Below are 13594 nucleotides of genomic sequence, written 5' to 3' on the forward strand. Positions count from 1 at the left end.
GACCCCGGAACCTCTTCCGGGCACCACAGAGTGGACCTTCCACGTGAGCAACGACGCCGTAGACACGGCCGCGGACGCCCGCAACGCGTCCCAGGCCGCCCCCGCGGACGCGGGCGACGCCGGTTACAGCAAGGACCTCAAGGGCCGCCACGTCAACATGATCGCGATCGGTGGCGCGATCGGCACCGGCCTGTTCCTCGGGGCGGGTGGCCGCCTCCACTCGGCGGGCCCCGCGCTCGCCGTCGCGTACCTCGTGTGCGGCATCATCGCCTTCTTCGTGGTCCGCGCCCTCGGCGAGATGGTCCTCTACCGGCCCTCGTCCGGCTCCTTCGTGAGCTACGCCCGGGAGTTCCTGGGCGAGAAGGGCGCCTACGTCGCCGGCTGGATGTACTTCCTCAACTGGTCGACCACGTGCATCGCCGACATCACGGCCATCGCGCTCTACACGCACTACTGGAGCTTCTTCACGGACATCCCGCAGTGGCTGCTCGCGCTCGCCGCGCTCGCTGTGGTCCTCGCCGTGAACCTCATCTCCGTGAAGTGGTTCGGCGAGATGGAGTTCTGGTTCGCGATCATCAAGGTCGCGGCGCTCGTCGCGTTCATGTTCGTCGGCATCTTCCTGGTCTCCACCCAGCACAAGGTGGGCGGCGAGACCCCGGGCCTGAACATGATCACCGACCACGGCGGCTTCCTGCCGAACGGCCTGATGCCGGTCGTGATCGTCCTCCAGGGTGTCGTCTTCGCGTACGCCTCCCTGGAACTGGTCGGTGTCGCCGCTGGTGAGACCAAGGACCCGCAGAAGGTCGTCCCGCGCGCGGTGAACTCGATCATGTGGCGTGTGGGTGTGTTCTACGTCGGCTCGGTCGTGCTGCTCGCGCTGCTGCTCCCCGGCTCGGTCTACTCCGCCGACGAGAGCCCGTTCGTCACGGTGCTCTCCAAGATCGGTGTCTCCGGTGCCGGTGACGTGATGAACTTCGTCGTCCTCACCGCCGCCATGTCCTCGCTGAACTCCGGCCTGTACTCCACCGGACGCATCCTGCGCTCCATGGCCATGGCGGGCTCGGCGCCGAAGTTCACGGCGAAGATGAACCGCAACCAGGTGCCCTACGGCGGCATCCTGCTCACCGCGTCGGTGGGTGTCCTCGGTGTCGCCCTCAACCGCGTGGTGCCGGACAAGGCGTTCGAGATCGTCCTGAACGTGGCGTCGCTCGGCATCATCGGCACCTGGATCAGCATCATGGTCTGCCACCTCGCCTTCGTCCGCAGGGCCAAGGAAGGCCACCTGACCAGGCCGAACTTCCGGCTCCCCGGCAGCGGCGTCACGCAGTACATCACCATCGCCTTCCTCCTGGCCGTGCTCGGCCTGATGTGGAAGGACGCCGAGGTGGGCCGCAAGACGCTCTTCCTCATCCCGATCGTGGCGGCCGCGCTCACCGTCGGCTGGTACGCGATCCGCCGCAAGCAGGACCGCGAGACCGAGCGCGAGGCGGCCGAGCTCGGCAAGTAGCACCGGCGGCGCGCGATGCGAGAGCCTGCGCGCACGGCCCAGGCGGCGGGCGGTGTCCTTCGGGGCGCCGCCCGCCTTTGCGTCCGCAGAGCTCCCGGAGCCGGGCACATGGGGGGCATACCGCCGCATACTGGTGGTGTGCCCGACCCCGCGCCACCCCCGCCCGACGGGATCCTGTGGGACATCGCCGGTGAGTACCGCACGCTCCTGGCCCTGCCCGCCGCGATGGTCCTCCAGGTGGCGCACCCGGCGGTCGGCGCGGGCGTCGACGAGCACTCGGTGTTCCGCACGGACCCGTGGGGGCGCGGCGAGCGCTCGATCAGGTCCCTGCTGCTCTGGGTGTACGGGGGCGAGGCCGCCGCCGAGGAGGGGCGCAGGCTGCGCGCCCTGCACCGCGACATCCGGGGCACCGACACCCGCGGGCGGAGCTATCACGCGCTCACCCCCGCGAACTACGCCTGGGTGCACGCCACGGGATTCCCCGTCTACCTGCGCTCCCGGGCCTGCCTGGGGCAGCCGTTCACGCCCGCGCAGGAACGGCAGCTGTACGCGGAGTGCCTCCAGGTGGGCCGGGTCCTCGGGCTCCACGACCGGGACATGCCGCAGTCCCTGGAGGAGTTCTGGCCGTACTACCGGCGGATCCTCGCCGAGGAACTCGAGCAGACGGCGGTGGTACGCGACCTCGTCGCCGTCGACCGCCCGCTGCCGCCGCCCGACCGCGGGTCGCGCACCCTCCAGGTCGTCCTGCGGGTGCTGTGGCCCGTGCTGCTCCCGGGCCTCGCGCGGTTCCGGCGCTTCCTCACCGTGGGCCTGATGCCCGCCGACGCCCGTGCCGCCATCGGCCTCGCCTGGACGCCCGCCCAGGAGCGCCGCCTGCGTCGCTTCGGCCGCGCGGTCCGCTGGGCGTACCCGCGCCTGCCCGAACGCCTCCGCTACGCGCCCCCGGCCCGCCGGGCCCGCGCGGCGCGGCGCGCGCGGGGCTGACCGACGCCCCGCCCGGCACCGGAGCACCGGGCGGGAGCGCGCCTCACACACGTACAGCCGTCAGCGGTGGTCGTGACCCTTGCCGTGGCCAGCCTTGCCGTGGCCGCCGTCCTCATGGTCGTGGATCGAGTTCGTCGCCGCGATCTTCTTCCAGGACTTCGGCTTCGCCGCCGCGGCGCTGCCCTTCGCCCGGGCGACACCGGCGTCGCGCGCGGCCGGGGCGGCCGGCTTCCCGGCCTTGTAGAGCCAGGTGTCGAAGAGCGCGGAGAGCGGCTTGCCGCTGACCTTCTCGGCGTAGGTCACGAAGTCGCGCACGCTCGCGTTGCCGTACGCGTTCTCCTTCGGCCAGCCCTTCAGGATGCGGAAGAAGGTCTTGTCGCCGACCTCGTTGCGCAGGGCCTGCAGGGCGAGCGCCCCACGGTCGTACACGGCGATGTGGAACTGGTTGTCCGGGCCCGGGTCGCCCGGCTTGACCTGCCAGAAGGGGGAGTCCGCCGCGTTGTTCGCGTACACGAAGTCGGCGAGCTCCTGCGCCGTGCCCTCGCCCTCCTTCTCCGACCACAGCCACTGGCTGTAGCGGGCGAAGCCCTCGTTGACCCAGATGTCCTTCCAGTTCTCCACGGAGACGCTGTCGCCGTACCACTGGTGGGCCAGCTCATGGACGACGATGGAGACGTTGGAGCCGTTCGCGAAGGCCTTCGGGCTGTAGAAGGGCCGCGTCTGGGTCTCCAGGGCGAAGCTCGTGGGCACGTTCGGGACGTACCCGCCAAGGGCGTTGAACGGGTACTTGCCGAAGACCTCCTCCAGCCACTCCGCGACCTCGGTGGTCCGCTCGATGCTGGCGCGCGCGGCGCCCGCGTTGTCGCCGAGGTCCTTGCTGTAGGCGTTGAGGACGGGCAGGCCGTTGTCGGTCTTGTCCGTGGTGATGTCGAACTTGCCGACGGCGAGCGTGGCGAGATACGTGGCCTGCGGCTTGTTGGAGCGCCAGTTGAAGCGGGTCCAGCCGAGCTTGGAGGACTGCGACTGGAGCACGCCGTTGGAGATGGCCTGGGTGCCGTCCGGCACGGACACCGACACGTCGTACGTCGCCTTGTCGCGCGGGTGGTCGTTGCCGGGGAACCACCAGGCCGACGACTCCGGCTCCTGCGCCGCCACGCCGCCGTCGGGCGTGCGCTGCCAGGCCGTGAAGCCGTGGATCTTGACCTCGGAGGGCTTGCCCGCGTAACGGACCACGATCGAGACCGAACTGCCCTTGGGCAGGCCCGCCTTCGGCGTGATCTCCAGCTCCTGCTCGCCGGTCTTGGCGAACGCCGCCTTCTTGCCGTTGACCCGGACCTCGCTGACCTTCAGGCCGAAGTCGAGGTTGAAGCGGGACAGGTCCTGGGTGGTGGTGGCCTGGAGGGTGGCCGTGCCCTCCAGGAGGTCCGTCTTCGGCTGGTACTTCAGGCGCAGGTCGTAATGGGAGACGTCGTAGCCGCCGTTGCCCGCGTCGGGGTAGTAGTGGTCGCCGGCGCCCGGGGCCCCGGGGGAGAAGTCGGCGGCCGATGCCGGGATCGCCAGCAGGGCGAGAGCGGCCGCGAGAGCGCCCGGGGCGATGAGTCTGCGGTGCACGTGGAACTCCAAGTCATCACGGAACGAGACGGGTTGCGCCAAGGCGCGGCTCGGCGGCCCCAGGGATACGGGGCCGCCGAGCCGCGTCCGGCACGAGGTGACGCACGATGCGGTCGACCCTATTGAGCACTCCCGCTCCTGGCCATGTCCATGGCCGCTTATGTCACACGATCGCCATTCGGCCGACATGTGCGTTTGTGTCCCATGGACCTTTCCGATCTCTCGACGGCCCTCTTTCCGGCGGCTGTTGACGCGTGTACCTTCCGCGCCATGCCGATACGCGCGCGACGCACGCGCCCCCTGACCCCGACGATGTGGAGAGCGCTCCTGGTGGCGGCCCTCGCCGCCCTCCTGGCCACGCTCCTGTCCCCGGGCGGCGCCGCGCACTCCGCGCCGCGCGGCCCCGAGGCGCACGCGCAGCCCAAGGAGAGCAGACCCGTCTACTCCTACGCGGACGCGATACGCGAGTCCGTGTGGGTCGACACCCGGATCGACGGCGACGCGGACGGCAAGACCGACCGCGTCGCCGTCGACATAGTCCGGCCCCGCGAACCCGCCGCCAAGGGCCGGAAGATACCGGTCATCATGGACGCGAGCCCGTACTACTCCTGCTGCGGGCGCGGCAACGAGAGCCAGAAGAAGACGTACGACGCGAACGGCGACCCCGTCCAGTTCCCGCTGTACTACGACAACTACTTCGTGCCCCGCGGCTACGCCTTCGTCGCCGTCGACCTCGCGGGCACCAACCGCTCCTACGGCTGCGTCGACATCGGCGGCCGCTCCGACGTCCAGTCCGCCAAGGCCGTCGTCGACTGGCTGAACGGCCGCGCCCGCGGCTACACCTCGCGCACCGGCGACAAGCGGACCGACGCGCGCTGGACCAACGGCCGCACCGGCATGATCGGCAAGAGCTACGACGGCACCGTCGCCAACGGCGTCGCCGCCACCGGCGTCGAGGGCCTGGAGACGATCGTGCCGATCGGCGCCATCTCCTCCTGGTACGACTACTACTTCGCCAAGGGCGCCCCGCTGTTCAACAGCGGCCCCGACGGCCTCGCACGTGGCGTGGAGAGCCCCGAGGCCGCCGCCCGCTGCGGCCACGTCAAGCAGCGCCTGATCCAGGGCGCGCCCCGCACCGGCGACTGGACCCCGCTGTGGACCGAGCGCGACCACGTGCCGGACGCCCGCAAGGTCAAGGCCAGCGTCTTCGTCGTGCACGGCCAGCAGGACCTGAACGTGCGCACCAAGCACTTCGGGCAGTGGTGGGACGCCCTCGCCGACGCCGGTGTGCAGCGCAAGATCTGGCTGAGCCAGGCCGGGCACGTCGACCCCTTCGACTTCCGGCGCGCCGAGTGGGTCCGCACCCTGCACCGCTGGTTCGACCATGAACTCCTCGGCCACCGCAACGGCATCGACCGCGAGCCCATGGCCGACATCGAGCGCGCCCCCGACCGCTGGTCCACCGACCGCACCTGGCCGCCGCGCGGCACGCACACCACCGCGCTGCGCCCCGCCAAGGGCTCCGCGCCCGGCGTCGGCGTCCTCGGCGTCAGCCCCGGCAAGGGCACCGAGACGTTCACCGACGACCGGCGGCTCAGCGAGACCGACTGGGCCGCGACGATCGACTCGTCCACGTCCGCCAAGGCCGGTTTCACCACCCGGCCGCTCGCCCGTGACCTGCGCGTCTCCGGTTCCTCGCAGGTGAAGGTGACGGTCACGCCGACGACCCGCACGGCCCATCTGAGCGCCGTCCTCGTCGACCTCGGCCCCGACACCATCCGCGACTACGCCCACGACGACGAGGGCATCAACACGCTTCCCGACCGCTCCTGCTGGGGCGCGAGCACCCCCGGCGACAGCTCCTGCTTCAAGAACACCGAGGCCAGGACCGCCGCCGTCGACTACACCATCTTCAGCCGCGGCTGGGCCGACCTCGGCAACCACGCCTCCGACCAGCACGGCGAGCCGCTGACCCCCGGCAAGCCGTACACCATCACCCTGGACCTGGCCGCGAGCGACCACGTCGTACCGAAGGGGCACCGGCTCGCGCTCATCGTCGGCGGCACCGACCGGAACCTCATCACGGCTCCCGCCGACACCCCGACCCTGACCGTCGACCTCGCCCGCACCGTCGCCCGCGTCCCCCTCGTCGGCGGCACCAAGGCCCTCGCCACGACCCCGCACAGCACCATCCCGCGCGAGTCCCGGCTCGAGGGCGTCGCGGAGCCGCGCCCGATCACCCCCATCCCTGGAGGCCGCACCTCATGAGACCCCGCATCCGCGCCGTGGCCCTGGCCGCGGCCTGTGCCGCCCTCGCCGCACCTCTTCTGACGGCCCCCGCGCAGGCGGCCCCGCCCAAGCCGCCGCGCACCGGCTTCGAGGAGAGCAACGGCGCGCGCTGGACCAGCCAGCCCGAGGAGCAGCGGCTCCTGAAGACGATCGACAAGGCCACCGACCGGGTGTCGGTGTCCCGCATCGGCACCACCAAGCAGGACCGGCCCGTGCAGCTGGTGCGGGTCGGCGAGCGCCGCACCGCGAGCACCGTGCTGCTCGTGTGCAGCCAGCACGGCGACGAGCCGTCCGGCCGTGACGCCTGCCTCAGCACGATCCGCGACCTGGCGTACGCCAAGGACAAGGAGACCCGGCGCTTCCTGTCCCGCACCACCCTCCTGTTCGTGCCCACCGCCAACCCCGACGGGCGCGCCGCGAACACCCGCGGCAACTCCGACGGCGTCGACATCAACCGCGACCACATCGCCCTCGCCACCGCCGAGGGCCGCGCCATGGCCGCCGTCATCCGCGACCACAGGCCCGACTCCATCTACGACCTGCACGAGTACGGGGCCACGCCCAAGTACTACGACAAGGACCTGTTCGACCTGTGGCCGCGCAACCTCAACACGCACGGCGCGGTGCACCGGGAGGCCAAGGCGCTGTCCCTCGACTACGTCCGGCCCGCGGCCGAGGCCGACGGCTACACCACGGGCACGTACGGCATCTGGACCGACCCGGTCACCGGCGAGCCCATCAAGCAGGTCGCGGGCGACGGCCAGGAGCGCATCCTGCGCAACGCCTCCGGCCTCAAGCACGCCGCAGGACTCCTCATCGAGAGCCGAGTCGACCCTTCCCCAAGCTCTCAACTCCGTTCGAGCAGGGGAGGCCCCAATTCCGACGCCGAGAAGAACGACGAGGCCCTGAACAACCGGCGCCGGGTGCACTCACAACTCTCGGCGCTCGGCGGCTTGTTCTCGTACGCCGACGAGCACCGGTACCGCCTGGAGGCGGCGAGCACCGCGTCCCGCCTCGCGGGCCTGCGCGACCGGGGACCCGTCTACCTGGGCGGGGCTGACAACGACCCGGCCGAGCCCGCCGAAGTCATCGCGGATCCGCCGTGCGGCTACCGCCTGACGCCGCAACAGTTCGCCGACGTCAAGGATGAACTCGGCCTCCACGGCGTTACCGTGAAGCGGGACGGCGCGGGCGCCCTCGTGCCGCTGCGGCAGTCCGCGCGCGCACTCGTCCCGCTGCTCCTGGACGAACGCGCGCCGTACCACCTCGTCACCGGGCAGCCCGACACCGACTGTTGAGGCATCGGAGCGCACGTCACATGTGGTAGGGGGTAGCGGAGAAGAACCCAAGGTCGATCAACGACTCCGCGAAAGGTGCACTTGTGACCCAGGAAACAGAGAAAGCGGACGGCGGAGGAGGCCCGCCCCTCGCGGTGGGCCCCTCCGGCGGCCGGTCCGCCCAGACCGACCGGGTGGTGTTCGGCGTCACCGCCGTGCTCACCCTGGCGTTCGTGGTCTGGGGTGCCGTCGCCACGGACACCCTCGAGGACGTCTCGGGGGACATGCTCGAAGGCCTGATCCACAACGGTGGTTGGGCCTTCATGCTGGCGGCGTCCGGCTTCGTGGTCTTCGCGCTGTGGCTGGCGTTGAGCCGGTACGGCAAGATCACACTCGGCAAGGAGGGGGAGGAGCCCGAGTTCCGGACCGTGTCCTGGGTCGCGATGATGTTCAGCGCCGGCATGGGCATCGGTCTGATGTTCTACGGCGTGAGCGAGCCGCTCGCGCACTTCTCCACGCCACCGCCCGGCACCGACCCTGCGGACAAGGCCGCCGCCATGGAGACCTCCATGGCGACGACCCTCTTCCACTGGACGCTGCACCCGTGGGCGATCTACGCGGTCGTGGGCCTCGCCATCGCCTACAGCACGTTCCGGCGGAACCGGCGCCAGACCATCAGCTCCGTCTTCGTCCCGCTCATCGGCGAGAAGCACGCCCACGGGACGTGGGGCCGGGTCATCGACATCCTCGCCATCCTCGCCACGCTCTTCGGCTCCGCGGCCTCCCTCGGTCTCGGCGCGCTCCAGATCGGCAGCGGCATAGAGGAACTGGACTGGCGGGAGAAGGCGACGACCGGGCTGCTGATCGCCGTCATCGCCGTGCTGACCGTGGCGTTCGTGGCCTCGGCGGTGTCCGGCGTGGAGAAGGGCATCCAGTGGCTGTCGAACATCAACATGGTGCTGGCCCTGGTCCTGGTCGTGTTCGTCTTCATCGCGGGCCCGACCGTCATCATCCTCGACCTGATCCCCACCTCCATCGGCTCGTATCTGGGCGACCTGCCCCAGCTCATCGGGCGCACGGAGGCATCGAGCGGTGAGGGCGTCTCGGCGTGGCTCGGCAGCTGGACGGTCTTCTACTGGGCCTGGTGGATCTCGTGGACGCCGTTCGTCGGCATGTTCATCGCCCGCATCAGCCGCGGCCGCACCATCCGGCAGTTCGTCGGCGGCGTCATCCTCGTGCCCAGCACGGTCAGCCTGATCTGGTTCGCCGTCTTCGGCGGCAGCGCCATAAAGGTCAAGGAGGGCGGCGGCTTCAAGGGGGACGACACCCCGGAGGCGCAGCTGTTCGGTCTGCTGCACGAGTACCCCATCGCGACGGCCACCAGCCTGCTCGTGATGATCCTCGTCGGCATCTTCTTCGTGTCCGGGGCGGACGCCGCCTCGATCGTCATGGGCACGCTCTCCCAGAAGGGTTCGCTCGAACCCGGTCGCCTCGTGGTGATCTTCTGGGGCGTGGTGACGGGCGCCGTGGCGGCGATCATGCTGCTCATCGGCGACGGGAAGGACAACGCCCTCACGGGCCTGCAGAATCTGACGATCCTCGTGGCGGCGCCGTTCACCCTGGTCATGATCGGGATGTGTGTGGCGCTGATGCGCGATCTGCGCCACGACCCGCTGATCGTGCGGGGCGAGCACGGCACCGAGGCCGTCGAGAAGGCCGTCATCGCCGGTCACGAGCAGTACGGCGTCGGCGAGTTCGAGCTCCAGATCGGCCCGTCCGAGAACGGGGACGACGGGGACGGCACGGACACCGACTCCGGCGCCGAGCAGCAGCCGGATCCGGCTCGCTGAGGCCTGCTCGGAGCCGCGTACCGGCCACGGCGCACGCCGCCGTGGCCGGTACGGCTTTCGCGGCCGCCACCAGGTCCTCGTGGCGGCCGCCTTCAGACCGTCGTGGAGGTCACGCGGTGGCCTCCGCCACGAGCCGCGCCGCCACCCCGGCGCAGCCCCACGCCACGGTCACCCCGGCCCCGCCGTGCCCGTAGTTGTGCACGAGCACCCGCCCGCCCCCGCGTGCCTCGCGCTCCAGGCGTACCGACGCGCGCGCGGGCCGCAGCCCCACCCGGTGTCCGATGACCCGCGCCGCCGCGATCTCCGGCCGCACCCGCGCGCACCGCTCGACGATGTCCTTCGCCACCGCCGGATCGGGCTCCAGGGACCAGTCACCGTCGTCGGCTGTCCCGCCGAGCACCAGCCGCCCGGGCTGCGGCATGAAGTACGTCGTCGCCGGCGAAGCGTCGACGGACGTGAACCACGTACGGATCCCGGGGTTCTCCACGAGCACCAACTGCCCCCGCACGGGACGTGTCCCGTCTCCCGGTACGAGCTCCCGGGCGCCGAGCCCCGAGCAGTTGACGACGCACGGGGTCTCGTCGAGCGCGTCGTCGAGGCTCTTCGCCGTCCGCTCCTCGACCGTGCCGCCCGCCGCGAGCAGCCGCTCCCGCAGCCATGCCAGGTGCGCCGGCATGTCGATCAGCGGAAGCCGCGCCCACAGCCCGCCGTCCGCGCACTCCTCGGGCGTCGCCGCGCGCAGCCCCCGCACCCGCGCGGCCCACGGCCCCAGGCCGTCCAGGTCGAGCCCGGCGTGTACGCCCTCGACCATGCGTACGCCCGTGCGTTCCGCGTCGGCCGCCAACTCCTCGTACACCTCCAGGGAGCGCGTCGACCACGCGCCGACGAGCGCCTCGGGTTCGATGCGATAGGGCCACCACAGGCCGCCCGCAACGGCCGAGGTCGTGCGCTCGACCGGGTCCCGCGTCCAGACCCGGGTGCGGTGGCCGCGCTCCGCGAGCAGCACGGCGGTGGTGAGGCCGATGACCCCGCCGCCGATGATCGTCACATCCGCCTTGTCAGTCCCACCCATCCCGGAAACGTAGCGGAATACACCATGTCGTGCTCAGACCCCGGACCGGGTGGGGATACTCACAGCATGTCTGCCGAGTATGCGACCTTCGGCCTGGCACCGGCGATGCGCGCCGGTGGAGTTCTCGCAGGTGGTGACTATCAAGTGCACCGCGAATTCGTCGACTTCATCGTGAACGGCCGCCCGCTGCTGTTCCAGCTCGCCGACCTCGACGCGGTGTCCCCGCTGGCGTCCGACATCCCTCCGGCGATCTTCACGACCCATGTGCGCCGCCTGCTCCTGGAGGCCGAGGCCCCGCTGCGGGACGGGCGGTACGTGATCTACGGCTGTCCGGAGTGCGAGGGCTTGGAGTGCGGGGCCGTCACGGCGGTGATCGAGCGGACGCGGGGGAGCGCCGCCGGGGACGACGGTGCCGCCGGGGACGACGGTGCCGACGACGGCGACTATGTGTGGCGCGACTTCGCCTGGCAGACCTCCGAGCAGGCCGACCTGGAGCTCAACGGCTACCACGGCATAGGGCCGTTCCGCTTCCGCGGCGGCGAGTACCGGGCGGAGCTGGGGCGGTTACTGAACGGGGTCGCGCCGGGGGCCGGGCGGCGGGTGCTCCTCATCGGGGCCCGGGTGGCGCTGAACGCCAAGCTCGCGGCGGCGCTGCGCACCATCGGCATCGGCGCGGAGATCGCGGCGGACGCGGCGGGGGTACCGGCGGAGGAGCTGCGGACGTACGGGGCGGTGGCGTTCGGGCGGGAGGTGCCCGCGCCGACCCGGGACGCGGTGCGGGCCTCGTTCGACACCGCGGGCGTCGACGTCGCGTTCGTGGACGGCCTCGCGCCCATCGTTCCGCTGCTCGTCGCCCAGATCGAGTACGCCCTCGACCGCAGCCCGCTGGCGCAGCGCAGGCTGACCCGGCTCGCGGTGGCGGGCGACAGCGTGGTCACCGAGATCACCTCCACGTGCCGGGTACGGCTCACCGTCTACCGCGTCGACCGCCTCTACCGCACCCGCGTCCACGAGGTCCTCGACGAGGTCCTGGAACCGGGCGAGCACCGGGTGCCCCTGCCGGACCGGGCCCGCTACGTGGTGGCGCGGACGCCGGACAGCGTGCTGGTGGCGTCGGCTTCGTCCTAGGCGGTGGGCCTGACGCGGCGGCGCCCGCGTGACGCTTCGGGGCTTGCTGCTCCGCGGTGACAAGCCCGTCGGGGCTTGCTGCTCCGCGGTGGGAAGCCCCGGGGCCCTTGGCCCGCCGCCCGCGCCTCCCCGTCCCGCGGCGCGCGGCCCACCACCGCGACGCGCCACCCCCCGCGCTTCCGGTACCACCCCCACCGCGCCCCACCCCCGCGCATTAGGCTCAGGCCCTGATGAACGCCACTCTTGTCGCGAAAGACCTAGCCGCCGGCCACGGCGACCGCACCCTCTTCGAGGGCCTGGACCTCGTCGTCGCCCCCGGCGACGTCATCGGCCTGGTGGGCGCCAACGGCGCGGGCAAGTCCACGCTGCTTCGCCTCCTCGCCGGCCTGGACACCCCGGAGTCCGGACGCGTCGGCCTCTCCCCGCCGACCGCCTCGGTCGGCCACCTGCCCCAGGAGCCCGACCGCCGCCCGGGCGAGACCGTCCAGGCGTTCCTGGCCCGCCGCACCGGCGTCACCGCCGCGCAGACCGCCATGGACGAGGCCACCGAACTCCTCGTGGCGGGCGCGCCGGGCGCCGACGACGCGTACGCGAACAGCCTGGAGCGCTGGCTTGCCCTCGGCGGCGCCGACCTGGACGAACGCGCCGAGGAAGTGACCGATTCGCTCGGCCTCGGCGTGCGCCTCGACCAGCCGATGACGGCGCTCTCCGGCGGCCAGGCCGCGCGCGCGGGCCTCGCCTCGCTGCTCCTGTCCCGCTACGACGTGTTCCTGCTGGACGAGCCCACCAACGACCTGGACCTGGCGGGCCTCGACCGCCTGGAGTCCTTCGTCCAGGGCCTCCGCGCGGGCACCGTCGTCGTGAGCCACGACCGCGAGTTCCTGACCCGCACGGTCACCAAGGTCCTCGAACTCGACCTGGCCCAGCAGCAGATCAACCTCTACGGCGGCGGCTACGAGGCGTATCTGGAGGAGCGCGAGGTCGCCCGCAGGCACGCCCGCGACGACTACGAGGAGTACGCCGACAAGCGCGCCGCCCTCCAGGACCGCGCCCAGATGCAGCGGACCTGGATGGACAAGGGCGTCAAGAACGCCCGCCGCAAGGCCTCCGACAGCGACAAGCTCGGCCGCAAGTTCCGCAGCGAGGCCAGCGAGAAGCAGGCGGCGAAGGCACGCCAGACCCAGCGCATGATCGAGCGCCTCGACGTTGTCGAGGAACCGCGCAAGGAGTGGCAGCTGCGCATGGAGATCGCGGCGGCACCGCGCTCCGGCACGGTCGTGGCCACCCTGCGCGGCGCGGTCGTCCGTCGTGGCTCCTTCGCGCTCGGTCCGGTCGACCTCCAGCTCGACTGGGCCGACCGCGTCGCCATCACCGGCGCCAACGGCGCGGGCAAGTCGACGCTCCTGGCCGCCCTGCTCGGCCGCGTCGCCGTGGACGAGGGCCATGCCGCGCTCGGCTCGGGTGTCGTCGTGGGCGAGGTCGACCAGGCCCGGGCGCTGTTCCACGGCGCGGAGTCGCTGTTCGACGCGTTCCGGGCGGCGGTGCCCGACACCGACCCGGCGGAAGTCCGCACGCTCCTCGCCAAGTTCGGCCTGAAGGCGGATCACGTGCTGCGGCCCGCGGTGACCCTGTCCCCGGGCGAGCGCACGCGCGCGGCGCTGGCCCTGCTCCAGGGGCGGGGCGTGAACCTGCTGGTCCTCGACGAGCCCACCAACCACCTGGACCTGCCCGCCATCGAGCAATTGGAGTCGGCCCTCGACTCCTACACGGGCACGCTTCTCCTGGTCACGCACGACCGCCGCATGCTCGACGCCGTGCACGTCACGCGCCGTCTGGAAGTGGCGGAGGGCAAGGTGGCGGAACCGTCCCCCTGACC

Annotated in this window: 9 protein-coding genes; 7 read left to right on the forward strand and 2 right to left on the reverse strand. The window is 71.7% G+C overall.

The genetic code is table 11. The annotated features are described in order from the left end of the window. Positions 1-43 precede the first annotated feature (43 nt). Together OO63_RS20405 and OO63_RS20410 are read left to right on the forward strand one after the other, a co-directional pair. On the forward strand, positions 44-1507 hold the full coding sequence (locus tag OO63_RS20405) for an amino acid permease (RefSeq protein WP_030357006.1): 1464 nt from the start codon (positions 44-46) through the stop codon (positions 1505-1507). A 108-nt stretch (positions 1508-1615) separates the two neighbouring features. Beyond that, the gene (locus OO63_RS20410; protein ID WP_051811018.1) at positions 1616-2491 is read left to right on the forward strand and encodes an oxygenase MpaB family protein; all 876 of its coding nucleotides are present in this window, start codon (positions 1616-1618) and stop codon (positions 2489-2491) included. Positions 2492-2551: 60 nt separating this feature from the next. Here the strand turns inward: OO63_RS20410 and OO63_RS20415 are convergent, their stop codons facing one another. Next, positions 2552-4102, reverse strand: a complete 1551-nt coding sequence (locus tag OO63_RS20415; protein ID WP_030357008.1) for a M1 family metallopeptidase — start codon at positions 4100-4102, stop codon at positions 2552-2554. A gap of 270 nt (positions 4103-4372) precedes the next feature. Between OO63_RS20415 and OO63_RS20420 the strand changes: the two genes are divergently transcribed. From OO63_RS20420 to OO63_RS20430, 3 genes are all read left to right on the forward strand, one after another. Further along, positions 4373-6370, forward strand: coding sequence for a Xaa-Pro dipeptidyl-peptidase (locus OO63_RS20420; protein WP_030357009.1), 1998 nt, complete (start codon positions 4373-4375; stop codon positions 6368-6370). Continuing rightward, positions 6367-7689 (forward strand): M14 family metallopeptidase, encoded by a 1323-nt coding sequence (locus OO63_RS20425; RefSeq protein ID WP_030357010.1) that lies wholly within the window; start codon positions 6367-6369, stop codon positions 7687-7689. The genes OO63_RS20420 and OO63_RS20425 overlap by 4 nt, the downstream gene beginning before the upstream one ends. Before the next feature lie 134 nt (positions 7690-7823). Beyond that, on the forward strand, positions 7824-9518 hold the full coding sequence (locus OO63_RS20430) for a BCCT family transporter (protein ID WP_031192587.1): 1695 nt from the start codon (positions 7824-7826) through the stop codon (positions 9516-9518). 109 nt (positions 9519-9627) lie between these two features. Here the strand turns inward: OO63_RS20430 and OO63_RS20435 are convergent, their stop codons facing one another. Further along, positions 9628-10590, reverse strand: coding sequence for an FAD-dependent oxidoreductase (locus OO63_RS20435; RefSeq protein WP_030357012.1), 963 nt, complete (start codon positions 10588-10590; stop codon positions 9628-9630). A 66-nt stretch (positions 10591-10656) separates the two neighbouring features. Between OO63_RS20435 and OO63_RS20440 the strand changes: the two genes are divergently transcribed. Continuing rightward, positions 10657-11718 carry a hypothetical protein gene (locus OO63_RS20440; RefSeq protein ID WP_030357013.1) on the forward strand — a complete coding sequence of 354 codons (1062 nt, stop codon included), beginning with the start codon at positions 10657-10659 and terminating at the stop codon, positions 11716-11718. Between the two features lie 230 nt (positions 11719-11948). After that, the gene (locus OO63_RS20445; protein ID WP_030357014.1) at positions 11949-13592 is read left to right on the forward strand and encodes an ABC-F family ATP-binding cassette domain-containing protein; all 1644 of its coding nucleotides are present in this window, start codon (positions 11949-11951) and stop codon (positions 13590-13592) included. Positions 13593-13594: the final 2 nt, after the last annotated feature.

Origin of the sequence: Streptomyces alboflavus, from assembly GCF_000716675.1 — a bacterium.
Lineage (GTDB): Bacteria > Actinomycetota > Actinomycetes > Streptomycetales > Streptomycetaceae > Streptomyces > Streptomyces alboflavus.